The organism is Flavitalea sp. (assembly GCF_035489435.1).
In the GTDB taxonomy this organism is placed as follows: Bacteria; Bacteroidota; Bacteroidia; order Chitinophagales; family Chitinophagaceae; genus DATHKG01.
In genome coordinates, this window is sequence record NZ_DATHKG010000026.1 from 37,681 (window position 1) to 55,871 (window position 18,191).

The 18,191-nt window shown below is 41.5% G+C and carries 14 protein-coding genes; 7 read left to right on the forward strand and 7 right to left on the reverse strand.

Annotation, left to right across the window (positions count from 1 at the left end):
• Positions 1–10: 10 nt before the first annotated feature.
• A complete protein-coding gene (locus tag VK664_RS04585) occupies positions 11–325 on the reverse strand; it encodes an ABC transporter permease (protein WP_461397436.1) in 315 nt (104 codons plus the stop codon).
• On the reverse strand, positions 288–1,166 hold the full coding sequence (locus VK664_RS04590) for a helix-turn-helix domain-containing protein (RefSeq protein ID WP_461397437.1): 879 nt from the start codon (positions 1,164–1,166) through the stop codon (positions 288–290). The genes VK664_RS04585 and VK664_RS04590 overlap by 38 nt, the downstream gene beginning before the upstream one ends.
• A 513-nt stretch (positions 1,167–1,679) precedes the next feature.
• Here VK664_RS04590 and VK664_RS04595 point away from each other — a divergent pair.
• Entirely contained in the window at positions 1,680–2,153 is a 474-nt protein-coding gene (locus VK664_RS04595; protein WP_461397438.1) for a DoxX family protein, read from the forward strand.
• A 43-nt stretch (positions 2,154–2,196) separates the two neighbouring features.
• A complete protein-coding gene (locus VK664_RS04600; protein WP_461397439.1) occupies positions 2,197–2,949 on the forward strand; it encodes a sulfite exporter TauE/SafE family protein in 753 nt (250 codons plus the stop codon).
• A gap of 90 nt (positions 2,950–3,039) precedes the next feature.
• Here VK664_RS04600 and VK664_RS04605 read toward each other — a convergent pair whose 3' ends face one another.
• The 4 genes from VK664_RS04605 to VK664_RS04620 form a co-directional block, all read right to left on the reverse strand.
• Positions 3,040–3,609, reverse strand: a complete 570-nt coding sequence (locus VK664_RS04605) for an NADPH-dependent FMN reductase (protein ID WP_461397440.1) — start codon at positions 3,607–3,609, stop codon at positions 3,040–3,042.
• Positions 3,610–3,653: 44 nt separating this feature from the next.
• Positions 3,654–4,682 carry an LLM class flavin-dependent oxidoreductase gene (locus VK664_RS04610; protein ID WP_461397441.1) on the reverse strand — a complete coding sequence of 343 codons (1,029 nt, stop codon included), beginning with the start codon at positions 4,680–4,682 and terminating at the stop codon, positions 3,654–3,656.
• Between the two features lie 52 nt (positions 4,683–4,734).
• Positions 4,735–5,619, reverse strand: a complete 885-nt coding sequence (locus tag VK664_RS04615) for a pirin family protein (protein ID WP_461397442.1) — start codon at positions 5,617–5,619, stop codon at positions 4,735–4,737.
• 191 nt (positions 5,620–5,810) lie between these two features.
• Positions 5,811–6,413, reverse strand: a complete 603-nt coding sequence (locus VK664_RS04620; RefSeq protein ID WP_461397443.1) for a Crp/Fnr family transcriptional regulator — start codon at positions 6,411–6,413, stop codon at positions 5,811–5,813.
• A gap of 224 nt (positions 6,414–6,637) precedes the next feature.
• On the opposite strand from VK664_RS04620, the gene VK664_RS04625 reads away from it, so the two are divergent.
• From VK664_RS04625 to VK664_RS04645, 5 genes are all read left to right on the forward strand, one after another.
• Positions 6,638–7,534: an alpha/beta fold hydrolase gene (locus VK664_RS04625; protein WP_461397444.1), complete on the forward strand. Its 897-nt coding sequence runs from the start codon at positions 6,638–6,640 to the stop codon at positions 7,532–7,534.
• A gap of 80 nt (positions 7,535–7,614) precedes the next feature.
• Complete coding sequence (locus VK664_RS04630) at positions 7,615–8,505, forward strand: helix-turn-helix domain-containing protein (protein ID WP_461397445.1); 891 nt, start codon at positions 7,615–7,617, stop codon at positions 8,503–8,505.
• 229 nt (positions 8,506–8,734) lie between these two features.
• Positions 8,735–10,072 carry an ATP-binding protein gene (locus VK664_RS04635; protein WP_461397446.1) on the forward strand — a complete coding sequence of 446 codons (1,338 nt, stop codon included), beginning with the start codon at positions 8,735–8,737 and terminating at the stop codon, positions 10,070–10,072.
• Between the two features lie 207 nt (positions 10,073–10,279).
• On the forward strand, positions 10,280–10,879 hold the full coding sequence (locus VK664_RS04640) for a hypothetical protein (RefSeq protein WP_461397447.1): 600 nt from the start codon (positions 10,280–10,282) through the stop codon (positions 10,877–10,879).
• 227 nt (positions 10,880–11,106) lie between these two features.
• On the forward strand, positions 11,107–12,489 hold the full coding sequence (locus tag VK664_RS04645) for a Na+/H+ antiporter (RefSeq protein ID WP_461397448.1): 1,383 nt from the start codon (positions 11,107–11,109) through the stop codon (positions 12,487–12,489).
• A 94-nt stretch (positions 12,490–12,583) separates the two neighbouring features.
• Here the strand turns inward: VK664_RS04645 and VK664_RS04650 are convergent, their stop codons facing one another.
• Positions 12,584–18,091, reverse strand: a complete 5,508-nt coding sequence (locus VK664_RS04650; RefSeq protein ID WP_461397449.1) for a beta strand repeat-containing protein — start codon at positions 18,089–18,091, stop codon at positions 12,584–12,586.
• Positions 18,092–18,191 lie beyond the last annotated feature (100 nt).

An 18,191-nucleotide genomic window follows, 5' to 3' on the forward strand; every position in this document is an offset into this window, starting at 1 on the left:
CGGATGATGCTCACTCGCTTTTCAACGTTTTAGCAGGATTCGCCAAAGCTGCACGCGCGGCCTGTAGGCCTAAGGTTAGAATCGCAATACCCATTCCAATTACCGAAGCGAGCGCAAACATCCACCAGCTTAACCTGATTCGGTATTGATAGTCCTGCAACCAGTTGTTCATTGCCCACCAGCCTGCGGGAGTGGCAATAACAATTGCAATCATCACCAGCTTTAAAAGATCTTTTGATAGTAAAACAGTAATACCCGAAACACTGGCGCCCATCACTTTGACGCGCTTACCGATCACCGGTTGCGTGATGCCGAATTTTTTCACAAGGTTCAATTTCCTTAAACTTTGAAATATTTGTTCCTGTATGCATTTTGAAAAACCGACTAAAATGCGCTGGACTTTCAAATCCCAATTCATATGAAATTTCCTTTGCGGTTTTGTCCGTATAATGTAGATATCGCTTTGCTTCAAGTACAATCCTACTCTGAATAATTTTCGAGGGAGCCAATTGGCCAACCAGGGCGAAACTATTGCTTAATGTCTTTGGAGATTTATTTAGTGCATCAGCATAAAATTTTACACCGTGTTCACTTTTGAATGATCCTTCCAATAACAACGAGAATTTACGCACTGTGTCCATTTTCTCGTCAGGAAATATTTTATAACTTTCACTTTGCTGTTTAGCAGTTCTTGTAGTTTTGATTATTAAATGCTTGAGCAGAGTTCTTAACATCTCGCCCTGGAAATTGTCCTTTGTGGACCATTCCATAGTGAACATTTTTTCTATGTTAACCATCTCCTCTTTTTCTTGTGCATTCAGAACAATAAACATAGGATGTTCAATTCCATAAAAAAGGAAGCCCACACAACCAACCTCTGCATCGTGATCCACAATACAATAAAATTCTCTATTGAATTGCCAGGCAACCAAATGTTCAAGGCGCTCAAATCTGAAATTTTGATTTGATACTAATGGTAAAATGGACGCTGCAGGCATCGTGTATTCGATTTCGTCTATTTTTACCTTCTGTTCCTCACCATTGTTATAAACAAACGTATTTATAGGTGCGGTAGGCTTCAGAAGTCCCGCCCCTTTTAATTTATCGCTATTTACATGCATAATGAATCGCGCCAGTGTAGCTTTCTCTTCGAATTCGGTTACCATATGCCAATCATTTCCTTGTTACTATTGGGTTTTATCTTTTTATGCCTTCTGTAGCACCACCATCTTCTACATTCTGATTTGCTTTTAGTTCATTTTATTTTATTTTAAAATTCTATTGAACAAAAGTAGTTCTCAATATCAGCTATTGAGTTATCCATATTTCCCTATGACCTGACAGATTACCCCGAATTTTAATTTTACAAAATCTTAAGACACTATCTTAAAGTATTATTCATAGGTTGTTGTTACCTACTTGATAAAACATTGGCATATCTACTCCAAATCTTTGTGGGATGTCGAGGAATGTTACCCAATACTGGCTCTAAAAATTGATAACGGGAAATATTGTCAATCTTTCGGGAAAATCTGTCATTTCCTGAATATCATAGCGGTTATAACTTTACAATCTCCTTTTATACCATAGTGTAAAGGCTAAATATGTTACTCAAGAAGAAGCAAATAGACTATGATTGGCAAATCGTATAACAAGGAAATTTATATCAAAAATTAGAAATGGATTACTTAAAAAAAAATCAAGACTGGGGAATTCTGATTTTGCGTGTAGCATTAGGAGTTGGGTTTTTAGTGCACGGCTGGGCAAAAATAAGTAGAGGAACAGGTGGCTTTGAAAAATTATTAAATTTAATTGGGGTACCTATGGCGAATCTAAATGCACAAATAGTGCCCTACCTGGAATTTCTTGGAGGGATAGCTATTATAGCAGGAATATTTACCCGGATAATTTCTGTTCCTTTGATAATTACTATGATAGTGGCAATGTTTACAATACATATACATTATGGATTTAGTACTGTAAATACGATTGGATTATCTGAAACGGGACCAAAATTCGGCCCTCCGGGATATGAAATCAATATAGTTTATATAGCAGGGTTGTTAAGCCTGATATTTACAGGAAGCGGAAAGTATTCTGTTGACGAATTCTTAAGAATAGGAAAGAAAATAAATAGAAAGCTGAATAAATAAACGAGTGATTGTAATCAAAATATAAATAACAATAGTTAGTTGAATGGATATATTACTGATTAAGGTACTACTGATTAATTTGTTAGCGACTTTAGTTAGATCGACTTTTGGTTTTGGAGAGGCGTTGGTAGCAGTACCTTTGCTAGGCTTATTATTGCCACTGAATATCGCAGTACCGTTATCGGTGCTACTATCAGTGGCAATCGCGTTATTAGTTGTCATTCAAGATCATCGTAAAATAGACGTAGGAAGTGCAAAAGGTTTAGTTTTAGCTGCAATAATTGGCGTCCCATTAGGTCTTTTAATATTAATCTATGGGAATGAAAAATTGATCAAGATGTTTTTAGGTCTTGTGCTGATTATCTATTCAATATGGGGCATGATAAATAAAAGTGCTATTTCTAATGAACTGAAGAATGATAAAAAATGGCTTTGGGTATGCGGCATTATTTCAGGTGTATTGGGTGGTGCTTATGGAATAAATGGACCTCCACTGGTGATTTATGGACAGTTGAAAGGTTGGTCTCCCAAAGAATTCAGAGCCACTTTGCAAGGTTACTTTTTACCGGTCAGTCTGATAACCGTTGTCGGCTACTTTTTTAAGGATTTAATAACCAGTGAAGTCATAGGCTATTTCCTAAAATCTATTCCAGTAATGATTCCTGGGATATATTTGGGTAGGTGGTTAAATCACAGAATTAAAATCGATAGATTTTTCTTTTACGTACATATAGGGTTAGTTGCAATCGGCATTATCGCGATTTTTGATGCAATACTTTCCATCAACGATAGTTAATACAGAAGAAATGGTTTTTATTTCGTCATCCGGTCTGGTAAAGTAATCAGATGCTTCGGGTTACATTGCGGCGAAGCGTATAAGCTCGTATCAATAGCTTTCTTCTGTTCTTAATAATTTTAAGACATTGGCCCAGGCAATTACCTGATCCAACATTTGATGAACATTTTTTTGATGAGATGATGCGGGTTTAAAAACATGGTAGTTTTCAAAATCAGTAATCATTGACAGGGACACTTGAATCCTCACATCAGCGATTTGTAATTCAGCCATTATTAACCTTAAATGCTCAATTGCCCGGGCTCCTCCGAGGCTTCCATATCCTACAAAGCCGGCAGATTTGTTATTCCATTCTTTATAGAGATAGTCAATAGCATTTTTTAATGCCCCTGAAGTTGAATGATTGTATTCAGGTGTTACAAAAACATAACCATCAAAAGATGCAATCGTTTCGGCCCATTTTATTGTATGAGGTTTAGTATACTGTCCCATAGACGGTGGTATGGGCTCATCAAGAAGCGGCAGATCAAAATCTTTGAGATCGATAAGCTCAAATTCTGCATCATCCCTGCTTTTTGAAAGTTCATAAACCCATTTTGCAACTGCCTCGCCATTTCTGTTGGGACGAGTGCTTCCGAGAATAATAGCTACTTTAATCATGATTTTTTGTATTTGATTTATGTTATTCTTTTATTTGAATTTTATTATTGTTTAGCCAGAACCAATGGCTTTAAACGTGTACCAATCAGCTCAATAGATTGCATTAATTTTTCATGCGGCAATTCAGCAGCATCCATCTGAAAAGTAAGCCTTGAAATTCCGCCAAGTGCATCGGAATGACGGAGAATCTTTTCCGCGATTTCTTCAGGACTACCAACAAGTAATGCACCTTCGGGTCCCACCTGGGCCTCGAACCGGCTTCTTGTCACAGGCGGCCACCCACGTTCTTTACCTACCTTGTTCATTGTCTCCGCATATCCCGGATAAAATTCATCTAACGCTTGTTGGGTGGTGTTTGCCACATAGCCCAAAGAATGCATTCCTACTTTCAATTGATCAGGCTTATACCCTGCTTTTTTCCCGGCCTCGCGGTATAGATCTACCAATGGGCGAAAACGATGTGTTTCACCACCAATGATGGCAACCATCAGCGGCAGCCCGAGAGTGCCTGCACGAATAAATGATTCCGGTGTACCACCTACTCCAATCCAAATGGGCAAGGAATCCTGCGATGGTCTTGGGTATACTGGCAGGTTCTTAAGAGCCGGACGAAATTTACCTGACCAGGTAACAAACTCCTCATCACGAATTTTAAGTAAGAGGTCTAGCTTTTCGGCAAACAGTTCGTCATAATCCTGCAGGTTATAGCCAAACAGCGGAAAAGCCTCTATGGAGGAACCACGTCCAACTACCATTTCAGCCCGCCCACGGGAAATCAGATCCAGTGTCGCAAAGTTTTGGAATACCCTTACCGGGTCGGCAGCACTAAGTACGGTAACCGCGCTTGTAAGGCGGATATGCTTTGTACGGGCAGCGGCTGCAGCAAGAATAAGAGTAGGCGCAGAATCAAGAAACCCCCCGCGGTGATGCTCCCCAATTCCAAATACATCAAGGCCGACATGGTCTGCATGTTCAATTCTGTCAAGCAATTGACCAAGTGCATCCGTATCACTAATGAATTTGCTGCGATTGCCGCTAAACATGGCGGCAAAACTATCAACTCCAATTTCCATATTATTTGTATAAAGTATAATTTTTGCTTTTGTGAAACCGTCTTAGATATTTTTAATTTACACTACTGTAATCAATTTCTCCGTATTTGCCATCATGAAAATCACTGTATGCCTGGGCTATTTCAGCATTGCTGTTCATCACAAAAGGGCCCCCAAATACAATTTGTTCTGCATATTTTTCACCGCCAAATACAATAATGTCAATATCATCTTTTAAGTTGTTGTTCATTTCAATTGTTCCTTCGTTCCTGTCAAACTCAATGAATTCACCTTTTCCGAATTCTGTGTCGTTGATCACTGCATTTTGCAGCGGAAGAAAGGCGGCATATTCCAATCCTTCTTCTGCTGTGATTGAAAATTGTCTTCCGGAGCCCAGGTGAATGTGATATAAAAACTGTTTTGAATAATTAGGGATTTTGGACACCAGGTTTTTATACTCCCCCACAATTACTTTGATCCATCCGCTATTATTACTCAGCTTTTGTTGCGGAACTTCGCTTGCCTGTATCGATAGATATTCAGGTGGTTCGGCTTTTTGTTTGGAAGGCAGATTGATCCAGAATTGAAAAGCATGAGTAAGCAGATCGTTGGTTTGATGGTCAACATTCACCACTTCATCATGGATAATACCATCGCCGGCTTTCATCCACTGTGCTCCGCCTGACGATACTTTGGCGTGATGTCCCCTGCTGTCAAGATGTTCAGCTTCGCCGCTAACAATATATGTTAGCGTAGCAATGCCTCTGTGAGGGTGTGCTCCTTTTCCATTTGCTTTTTTAATCGGTTCACCAGGTGAATGTTTAATTGGCAGAGCATGGTCAAGAAATACAAACGGACCTACTGCATTAGTATACCTGTTTGGCAATATTCGCTGAATAATATATTCGCCTATGTCGGCTCTTTTTCCTTTTGTGGTGAAACTAATTTTCTTTTTCATCTCCTTTTGTTTTGGGAAGCACCGATAACACCAAATGATATTCCCATAATATCTTTCCTTAGTAGTTTGTAATATCAACTACTTGCAAAATTGCATGAAAGAACATGGGAGAAACGATGACAAATGATAAAAAATTCTGTTGACAAATGATAACAGAACGGGAGGAGAATAAAAAATGTAAAGCAGAGATCTTATTTTTTCGCTGCCTGTCCACCTGATCCTGCTGAATGACGTATCCGGCTGAGGGTTTCTTTGGTGATGCCCAGAAAAGAAGCAATCATGTGCTGTGGAAAGCGTTGTAAAAAATCGGGATAGGTATTTGCCAGATCGGAGTAGCGTTTTTCAGCCGTAAAACTGATAGTAGCGTTCAATCTTTTTTGAGAAGCAAAAGCATGATGTTCGTCCAACTTCCTTGTCCATTCAGCCATAACCGGAATTTGATCAAGCAGTTTCAATGAATCGGATTTTGTAACGAGCAGTATTTCCGTGTCTTCCCAGGCATCAATATTATAAACCGTAGGAGTGAGCATCACAAAACTTTCGCGATCTACAGCCCACCAATTTTCAATTAACAAGCGAACAATGTGTTCTACACCTTTCTCATCAACACTGTATTGTCGCATAGCGCCTTTAACTATAAATGCAGCGTATTTGCACACTTCGCCTTCCTGCAAAAAGTATTGCTTTTTCCTTATTTTTTTGGATACAAAAGTATTTTTAATCAGCTCTATCTCCCTGACGGTAAGCGGTGTTGAAGTGTAATTGTTGAAGTGTTTGATAAGAGATTCGTGCATTGATTGGTAATTATGACGCTTCACAAATGTAAATTATTAAATACAAACAAGGCATTTCGTGTCTGACAACATTTGTTTTTCCAGTTATCAGGTTTTATTCAAGGTGATTGATTTTTTTAGCCTTCACAGCACATTTTTTAGCCTACACAGAACATGCTGCCAATAAATGTGTAACTACATTTACCTGTAAATAAATTTTATCATCTTTTGTAAAAATTATTGTTATGAAAATTTCAAATATAAGAGCTGCTTTGGGGCGCTCTGAATTTATTGAAGTTGAAAAAAATGTAAGACTTCATGTCAGCGATTTGGGCGAAGGAAGTCCCGTAGTATTAATTCATGGTTGGCCACTCAGCGATGCAATGTATGAGTATCAATATGCAACCCTAATGGAAAATGGCTATAGGGCTATTGGTATTACGTTGAGGGGGTTTGGTCAATCGGATAAACCATACGGAAAATACAACTATGACGTTTTTGCGGACGATATTAAAGTTGTTCTTGAGGATCTGAGAATCGACAATGCTGTTCTGGGTGGCTTTTCATTTGGGGGTGCCACTGTTATCCGTTTTGCTTCAAAATACAATAATGAACACATCAGCAAATTGGCCCTGTTTGGAGCAGCTGCACCTTGTGAGGTTCGCAAAGATGATTTTCCTTATGGTCTTCCAATCGAAATTCTAAATAGCTTGATTGAACTGAACTCTGTAAATCGCCCACAGCTAATAGAAGAATTTGGAAAATTGTTTGCAGCATCAGAAACAGCGTTACCAAAAAGTATATCTGATTGGCTTGCAGGAATCGAATTTCAGTCTTCTCCATACGCAATGGAACAGGGGCTCTATATGATCAGGGATTCAGATATCAGGGATGATCTTAAGAAAATAACAATTCCTACAGCCATTTTTCATGGAAAACTCGATAAGCTTTGCCCATTTGAACTGGCAGAACAATTACATAAGGGAATAGCAAATTCAAAATTGATTGCGTTTGAAAACAGTGGGCATGCGCTATTTCTGGAAGAGCGGTTGAAATTCAATGATGAACTAATCACATTTATCAGGGATAAATATTTTGTGAAAAATTTCAAGCCAACGGCCACAAAAGAAATAGTCTCCTAAATACCGGAAAAAAGTTAGGAAAATAAAATATAGGAGTTAAGCCAGAAAATGCTTAACTTTTATACACACGTGGAGGAACAATGTTCAACTTACTGGAATTTGTAAGCGGCAACAGTATTTTCAAACAGTTTAAGGTAAATGATCTTCTTTTCCTGGAATACAAGTGTGTAGCAGATCAAGCTGCTGTAAAAGTATGGTCAAAGTATAATTATTTTTTGTATGCAGTGCGAGGCAAGAAAATGTGGCAAAGCGCTCGTGCCGAATACTGTGTTCGTGAAGGAGAGGCTATTTTTGTAAAAAAGGGAGCAAATATTATTCACCAGTTTTTTGAAGAAGGGTTTTGTTCGTTGATGATTTTTGTTCCTGATGACTTTATCAGTGGTGTTATTAAAGAGAGCTCTGCTCCTATTCAAAAATACACAATAGAAAACACAGACTCAGTTATTAACCTCTGCTTAGACGAGGTGCTTCCTTCTTATTTTCATTCTGTATTGTCTTATTTTGCTAAACAGGAACCACCTCCCGGGAATTTATTAGAGATAAAATTCAAAGAGTTAATCCTCGATCTCCTATTATCTCCTCACAATGAGTCGCTTTGCAATTATTTTAAATCATTGTGCGACAGGAGTAAAACCTCTATAAGGGAAATCATGGAATCTAATTTCATTTACAATATGAAACTGGAGGAATTCGCGTATCTGAGCGGTAGAAGCATTACTTCATTCAAAAAAGATTTTATCAGTACATTTCAATGCACGCCGGGAAAATGGCTTCTGAAACGAAGATTGGAACACGCAAAATATCTCTTAGAAGTGACTGATAAAAATATTAATGAACTGGTGTTTGAAACCGGTTTTGAAAATGCTTCCCATTTTATCAGGGTTTTTAAGCAGGCATATGGAGTTGCGCCGCTACAATTTAAGAGATCGATTATCGGGCATATTCAGAACGATAGAGTGAAAAAAAACTGACCAATTGATATCTCGTCTTATTTCAGGATCCGTCTAAAATTTCAATACGGCAATTGACTAACTTCTCCAGCTTATGTCAGATAAGTGCTTTGAAAATCATTTATTTCTTTATATGTATTTATCTATTTTATAGCGAACTAGAAAATGTCGTCCAGATTACTGGGATTTTAAACAAAACTGGTACTTAATAGTGTGATTTTTAACATAAATTAGTACCAAATAATGTAAAATGGAACGGGCAGAAATGAGGATTTTGAAGACATGGAAAGCAACTGCGACGAGAAAACCGATGATCATCCGCGGTGCCCGCCAGGTAGGTAAAACCTGGCTGATGAAAGAATTTGGACGGCAGCAGTACGAGCAGGTGGCGTATGTCAACTTTGAAAGCAGCGCTAACCTGAAAGGCCTTTTTCAAGATAATTTTGACATCCGGCGGATCCTGACGGCCCTGCAAATTGAAACAGGCATTACCATAGTACCAGCCACAACGCTGCTAATCTTTGATGAGATCCAGGAAGCGCCGGGAGCCATTAGCTCACTGAAATATTTCCAGGAAAATGCCCCGGACTATCACATCGTAACAGCCGGATCTTTACTAGGCGTCGCCTTGAATAATCACCAGTCATTTCCGGTTGGGAAGGTAGATTTCCTGGAACTTTACCCATTAAGTTATTCAGAATTCCTGGAAGCCGCAGGAGAAAAACCGCTGGCGGAGTTATTGAAAGTACCGGACTGGCCGCTGATTACCACCTTCAAGGTAAAATTCATGGAGCGGTTGAAGCAGTATTACTTCATCGGAGGAATGCCGGAGGCGGTTCGTTCATTTGTCACAAATGGCGATTTCAAACTGGTCCGGACGATCCAACAACAAATACTAACCGGCTACGAGCAGGATTTTTCTAAACATGCACCAACCGACATTATTCCGCGGATCCGTATGCTATGGAACTCGATCCCGGCTCAACTTGCAAAGGAAAACAAGAAATTCATTTATGGATTAATCCGGAGCGGTGCCCGGGCAAAGGAATATGAACTGGCAATGTCCTGGCTGATCGACTGCGGGCTGATCCATAAAGTGCATAACATTTCGCATCCAGGTATTCCATTAAAAGCATTTGAAGAACTGAGTGCGTTTAAGCTCTTTTTAGGAGATGTAGGTTTGTTGTCTGCCATGACCGGCCTGGATGTCAAAACTTTGCTGGATGGCAATGATATCTTTGAAACCTTTAAAGGAGCGCTCACCGAACAATATGTTCTGCAGCAACTTCTAACCCTGCCCGGTCTCCCGGTTTATTATTGGACGCCAAACAACGCAAAAGCGGAAATGGACTTTGTGGTGCAGCACACCGGCAAAGTGATCCCGATAGAGGTAAAGGCCGCCGAAAATCTTCAGGCAAAAAGTTTAAAAGTGTATTGCGATAAATATATGCCGGCACTCGCGGTCCGTGCATCGCTTTCCGATTACAGGCCCGAGGGCTGGATGGTAAATGTTCCTTTATATGCTATTGAAACAATTGATTTACTCGCCAGCGCTGTACCCACGTCACCAATAACAGCAACAATTTAATCGATCTAACTTTTGTTATTTTTCAAGTGCGGTTTTCATAAGAATGCATCAAGGATTTATAACGTCTATGAAAGGGATGTCCAGGTGATTAAATCTACCCTTTCAAATCCTGTAAGTTACTTGCGTTCTGAGTGGACTTAAAGAAAGATGACGCATTGACGAGTTTTTCTTCTTTGTAATTCCGGTAACTTCAACAACAAATAATTTATGGACGCCACAATTAATAATAAAAATCGCTTCTCGAAGAATTTTCAGCTTACATCGCAATATATGTACCTGGTAGCTATAGCGGAGCTGGCTATTTACAGTTTTGTGAAGACAGATATTGCAATGACAAGGCCACGACCACTGCCAGAGTTCTTACAAGGACTTAATCCTTTTATGGCCTATATATCGGGAGCCTTGTTTCTGATTGCAGTGTTGGCTTTATACCTGGAGCGATATCGGGCTGCAGCATTGCTCACGATCGCTAACCTCATCTTTTGGCTTGTTACGAGTAGACATATTCTTAATTTATGGCGCGATCATATTAACGGGTTCAAAACGCTGTGGCTCATCAGCGGTGCATTCCTGATTTTAACTACGCTAAGCAACTATCATAAGTATCAGAAGAAAGTTATTTGGCTTAATCTCATCATTCTCTTTGTATTTTTTGTGGATTGCGGCGTTGCACATTTTAAATATGCTGAGTTTGTTCAAAGCCTGATCCCGGAATTTATCCCCTTCCCATTGTTCTTTACTTATTTTACCGGGACAACCTTAATCCTGGGAGGTATTGGACTGCTGATCCTCAAACTCAAAAGTTAGCTGCACTTCTTTCCGGAATCCAGGTATTTGGCTGGTTCCTTTTGTTGCATGTACCGAGAGCCCTAACCCTGCGAGGCGATGAGTGGATAGGAGTTGGCGAGTCGCTGGCTGTTTCGGGTATTTGTTTTATGATCTATAAACTCCTTACAAAATAATATATACTAGACATCAAAAAAATTACGAACAAATTATTGCGCATATATATCAGTCAGAATTTTTGTCTTTATTTGGTTTTAAGTTTCGAATCGATCCAGGCCCTGATCTTCTGGTCCAGGATGTCCAGCGCAAGGCACCGTCTTTCAGAACCTGGCCGTGGAATTCGCGAATATGCCGCCTGTAAAAATATGGAACACTATAGCATTGTACTGGTTATTTTAGGTTTGATAATTTTACTGACTGCACTGGCAGAGCGGCTGAATTGGTCAAGCCCGATTTTCTTAATCGTTTCAGGAATCGCCTTCAGCTTCATGCCGGGATTTAAACCTGTGCATATCGAGTCTGAAGTTATATTTCTACTCGTACTACCTCCATTGCTGTTTGATGCCGCCATTAAGATCCCGCAAAAAGATTTGAAAGAACAATTTTCAACCATTGGTACACTGGCATTCGGATTGGTATTTATTACAACGATAGGTATTGGGCTTTTATGTCGCTTTATGATTCCGGGAATGACATGGTCCTTAGCTTTTTTGCTAGGAGCTATTTTAGCGGCTACAGATGCCGTTGCCGCCATCGGGGTTACCAAAAATCTTGGTCTTTCACATAAAACAAGCGTTATTCTTGAAGGTGAAAGCCTTCTGAATGATGCATCGGCATTGGTAGCTTATCAATTTGCTCTTGCCTCTGTTGCGGGAGCGGCTTTTATATGGTGGAAGGCCGGACTGACTTTTATGATCCTGATAGCTGGCGGAGCATTGCTCGGAATTGTGATGGCTTTCGTAATGGGATTTCTTTTGCGCATTGTGAGGCACAATGCTACCGCAGTAAATAGTTTTCTGTTGTTAGCCCCATTTGTAACCTATCTTTTAGCTGAAGAAATCCATGTTTCCGGTGTAATTGCGGTAGTTGTTTTAGGATTTGTCATTTCGTCGAAAGGCAAAATTCATTTTTCAGAAAAAATGAATTTGCAGTCCGAAAACATCTGGGATATGGTTATCTTTTTGCTGAACGGAATGATATTTATCCTGATAGGGTTAGAATTGAAAGAAGTGATTTCCGACCTGGACACATACTCAATAGCTATCTACTGTCTCTACGCGTTAATCATTACCATTGCCGCTATTGTAATCCGCGCATGGCGTATTTTCACTTTTAAGAAAAAAATCGAGAAAGGATTGAATAACCCCAGGTTCAACAAAAGGGGGCGAATTTCTGAAAATAATCTCATCAGTGTCGAGGAAAGTATCATAATAAGTCTTTCCGGAATGAGGGGCATTGTTTCATTGGCGATTGCTCTGGCCTTGCCACTGTCAATGGATGACGGCTCTCCGTTTCCTATGCGCGCGGAAATCCTGTTCATTACATTTATGGTAATATTGTATAGCGTCATAGGGCAAGGACTATTACTACCTATGGTAATAAAGAAACTATCTCAGCAAAGAGAAGCTTAAGAGGTAGTTATCTTTTAGTTTTGGGTTCATCCATTTTATCGCCCGGTTGCAAATTAAACACATGGTAAAAAGGAGTGAAATCCTTCCTCAATTTTTACAACTTTGTTACCTTCATATTACTGACAACAATGCCATTACGCAATATCTGCACCAGGTGCACACCATTCGCTAACACGCTCATATTAAGACTTTCGGTGCCCGTTGTCGCCAGCTTTTTTATTTCGGCACGACCATCGCTGGATGTTACACGTATCTCATCACCCATCTTCAGACCAGTAATAGTCGCCACGGTATTAACAGGATTCGGCATTAACTGAATAATGGTTTTCCCGCACTCAGTTCTTACTGTTACTGTTCTGCTGTAAGCGTAGGTACCATCAATATCCAGCATTTTTAAACGATAATAATTCAGGCCATTTGCTACACTGTTGTCGGTATAAGCATAAGAGTTGCTGCCGGCATTGTGATTACTATTCATCTTCGCGATCGTTTTGAATGTTGCCCCATCATTACTATGAAGTATTTCATAACCTGTATTGGTTTCATCACTGCTGCTGGTCCATTCTATACGGGCAGCACAATTTCCGGTTTCAAAAGCGGTAAATTTCGTGAGTGTTATTGGTAAGAGCGTGGCATATGAGACAAAATAATCCTCCACTTCCCCATTTGTAAAACTTCCGCTACCGTTCATAGTTTTTGTGAAACCGGGATCAACAGCAATGGCTATTACACGTATCACACCATTCGCAGCTCCGGAAGCAGGTGGCACGGAAAAGTTGAAATTTGTCGAGACGGGACTGCCATGAATCATATTGCCGTTCATGAATACATCTGTAGCATCAGTAAAGTTGCCATTACCATCTGCATCATACCATAAAGCCCAGTACACCGGCTTAGATGCGCCATTGCCATTTACTGTAAGTGTGAAGTTGAATACGGAACCCACACCACTCATTACCCATGGAGTCGCACTGCTTCCATTTCCACCGTTTGCGCCGCTTGTTAGTACCAGGCCATCGGCTTCATCAGTTAAGCTATTTGCGCATTCATTTGTGGGTACGTTATTTCCTAACCAAGCAGCATTATTGGTACTGGTTGTTGCTGAAGCAATTGGCCAGGAAGAAGACATGTTACCAAAATCTGATGATACGGGCGATATCAAAACGGAACTAATGTTATTTAAATAATTGCATTCATTCAAACTGATCCCTGCTACCGGGAATGTGATTGGCACAACGCTTAAACCATTATCATTTACCACTGCGAATATCGTGTACGGTGATGCGTATGCTGCAAGATTCAAATTCACCGTCCTCGTCACCGAAGCGCCGGCATACAGGTTCGCAGCCAGCGCATCCGTGGTACTCAATAACACAGCACCACTCACTGTTGGATCACCTTTGTAAAATCGTACAGGGGTTCCGGCCGGCGCTATTGCGGATCCGTTATTGGTCAGCGTATAACTCAAAACCGCTGAGGCTGGTACAAAACTGCAGGCTGTGCTGCTGTTAGCAATGCTTAATGCAGAAATGCTAAGATCAGGTGAAGCGACAATACCCGGAGCCAATACACGAGCATCAACCTGGCTGTTAAAAATATCCAGCGGATATTTACCGGAACCAGAAGGATATTGCACTGTGATATTTTGCTCAATAACGGGTATGGTCAGGTCGTCGTTGACAGACTTTGCACGATAACCACGTCCGTTCCATACTTTACGGGTGCCTTGCCAGCCCGAGCTACCAACTGCAGCTCCAAATACACGAAGCATACCGGTGAACGCATTTGTGCCATTGCTGACACAGACAAATTCGGCACTTCCATCATTGTCCACATCGGCTACTACCGGGTGTTCCATCCAGGTTGCTGTACCGGATGCATAGGTGGCAACATCCGAAGGCGAAGCTTTATTGCCATTAATCACACGAATATTCGTTTCATCGTTATAGATGATCTCCTGCACGCCATCCCCGTTAAGATCGAATGCAGTAACCGATGTTTCCGCGGATCCGTCAGTAGTAACAAGTGACCAGACAGGACCTGTCGTTTTATTAAGGTTGAATGCATGCATTACATACCTAGCATTGAAGATGATCTCGGGATAGTTTACCGCCTTCGCATCCAGCGTTTTTTCATCGTACACATTTGCAATGGTCGGCATACCCATGTATAGAACTCCGTTATTGTTATAGGCGATCTTCATTTTTAATATAGCAGATGCAGGGTCCCAAACAATAAGATCAGTGCCGTTAGGATAAACAATGTCGAGTTGACCGTCATTATCCAGATCGGCCACGGCAGACGGTCCGTCGTTATTCGCGGGGATTACTCCTGCCCCGGCGATAGTACTAAGATTCGCTAAAACCGTAGTTATGCCGGTTGCCAGGTTAACTCCATAAACCTGGGAGCCCGCAACGATTTCCTTGCCGGGATTTGAACTCATAATATCAATAACAACCACATCATTACCCCAATCAAAACCATCTTTTCCATAAGGTGCAGTTGCTGAACCGGTAACTGCTTTAAGAAGGCGGTTTTGGCCGAAATTAAATTGAAACACGTCCAGGCCAACTATTATTTCGGGCACACCATCTTCATTGATATCAGCCAACCTTGGTGAACCGCTTGCAAAACGGGTTGACACCGGTTCCAGCGAACGGTACTTATAGATACCGGAGCTGCCGGAGACATTATTGAAAACATACACAAATCCATCGTTGCCCAGAACGATAACTTCAGGCAATCCGTCACGGTCCACATCCGCCACCGCGGGTTGCATCGTAGACTGGGTAACCCGCACAGGCAACTGAATGTTGTAGTCAATTGTATTTTTCGACAGATTAGAACCATCGCCTTTGAAATATGTAAGACCTGCGCCGCCTGCTCTTACCGTCAGGATCTCGGGTATACCGTCACCATCAAGATCAGCAACTGTAGGCGAAACCGATGTGGCAAGTGCATCTGCTGAACTCGTAACCCAATCCTGTTTTATTCCGAAGTTTGTGAGAGGCGGTGCAGGCGCTGTGCAGGATGGTATGGGTGTACAGCTTGCGTCAAGCTCATCAGTATAGCCATCAAGGTTATCATCAATGCCATTACCGCAAATCTCCGGGACTACCTGGCCTGCAAAAGAAAAATACAAAACGGCTGTAGTTGGAAAGGTCACTGAATAGGATCTATATGTTTCTCCGCCGATGATCACGTTTGCACCCGCATTCACCTGTGTGGCAGTTCCGTCATCCAGTGAACCAGGCGTGCCATAAATAAATTTCGGTGAATTACCCAGCCCGGCAAGCGCCGAAACAGGATAATAGACTGTTACCGCCTGGTTAAAAGAATTGGTGTTTTCCAGTTTCCAGGTAGAAGCAAGGCGCTTTTGACTTATAAGTATGCTGGAAGTATAACCGGGAAGATCATTATCACCCCATACCAGGAATTGCTGGTCAGCAATTATCGATGCGGTGTTAAGTGCGTTGTTGGCGTTCACGGTGCCGCTGGCCATTACAACCTGGCTGCCGGCATTGCCGCTTTTTCCCTGGCGCTGATCAAGGGCTGTATTATCATCCCGCCCAATGCCGGCAATGTCTGAGCTGTAGCCACTGACTGAATAGATATTGTTGCTATTCGAAGCAAGATAGTCTCCGCCCATTGTGAGGCCATATTTTAAACTGAGATAAGTCTCAACCTGCCGGGCATCAGCTGTACTCAACGCGCTATTATAAACCACCGCTTCTGCGATGTTGCTACCGGCTGAAAGTATCGTTGTACTATTATATGCACCGATTTGTAATTGATCGACGCCATAGCTGGCACTGGAAGTCGCCGATACATTTGTGCTTCCATTTATCCTTATTTGGGTACCGTTAACTGTTCCGTTGCTGAATATCATGCTGGCAAGATACTGTCGTCCCGAATTTAAAAAACCGTCGGGCGTTTTTATAAAATCCGAAACACCATGTCGTATAGTTAAAGCCTGATTTGGTGCCCATATCGCAAGTCCCGGAGTTCCGTGTGCTGCAGACAAAAGGTTATTACCGGCAACAGACCTGAAGACAATGAATCTTGTATAGTTGCTATTGGCTAATGCGGGGACGTTACCCGCGCTCGTCAGAAAATCTGAACCACCAAAAAGTACAGTTGGATTAAAGTTTACCGCACCGTCTGTAAGTTGAGGGGTGCCGGAAGCAGTAAAGTTATTGGCGGGATTTACCTGGTTCACCCATGAACTTATTGTTGCGCCTGATGAGTTGATACCAGCATCAGCCCGCACCCATACACTGGCCCCACCTATATTTCCCGGATTTACCGCTTTTGAACCAAAACTGAAATACAAGGTTCCTGCAGATGGAAATGTTACAATAAAACCGGTATAAGAGATGCCATTGATAGTTGTTGTCGTTGTTCCAGGTGTTTCGGCCCCTGGAGTAGCGAATGTAGCGCTGGTACTTTGCACAAGGTATTTGCCGGCATTAGAAAGTTGATTAAGACTTATGGTCGGAAAATAAACAGTTACCTGTTGACTGAAGTTACCGGTGTTTTGCAGTTTCCATGTTCTTGCGAGCTTGTTATTAACGTTAGAGAAACCGGCAACGGGCACTGTCGAAGTGATGGAGCCATTGTCATCGCCCCAAACCAAAAATTGTTTGTCAGCAGCGATCACACTTGCATTCATTGCGTTGGTATTGGCCAAACTGCCGGCGGCCATCACTACCTGGTTTGTAATTGCCGTATTAATACTTTGACTTTGCTTTTGGTTAAAAGCACTATTATCATCGCGGCCCAGGCCTGCGATATTATTATTATGGGTCGATATCGAATAGATGTTGCTGGTTCCATCTGATGCGAGGTAATCATGACCAATCGTGATACCGTATTTAAGACCGAGATAACTTTGTATCTGCCTGGTGGAGACAGCACCACTGGCTAACGCTGACGGGTACACTATTACTTCTGCGATTCGCCCGGCAAGATTATTTCCGCCACCATGCGCGCCTAATTGCATTGTGGAAGCAACATAAGGAGCAGCTGAATTAATGGCGGCTTTGTTCACACCATTTACGTTTATGAACGTTCCGGCGGCGACCCCGCTGGAAAATCCGGCTGTGCCCAGGTAATAGCGGGTACCATCAACTACGTTAGATGCAGTAAGTATCGCACCGTTATGAAAAACACACAGATTAGTATTTGTATTTGCTGCAAAAAGAGCGTTGTCGCCAATTCCGCCTGAAGAAATAAGATTATTTGCCGGGACACCGTCAAACCTGAATACAACAAACTTTGTATATGCGCTATTAGCTGGTAATACATTGAGAGAACTGGTAAGAAAATTACTTCCGCTAAAGGTGATAGCCGGGTTGAAGTTTATATTGCCGGCATTGAGTTGCGGATTATTAGTACCAGCAAAACTGTTCGCTGCATTTGCCTGGTTTACCCAACCGGTGACATTGGTACCGGTGGCAGTAATTCCGGCATCGGCACGTAGCCATACGGAGGCACCGCCAACGCCACCCGGATTAGATTGTGCGATGGCATATATCGATGCAATAGTAAACGAACAGGAAAGCAACAGGCCTTTGTACAACCTGGTAACAGCGGTTTTCATAGGTAGGGATTAATTTCAATTAAATATCTTCATGCGAACCTGGGAACAGCAAAAATTATCTTTTCAAATATTATTTTCTCAATATTATTTTCTTAAATAT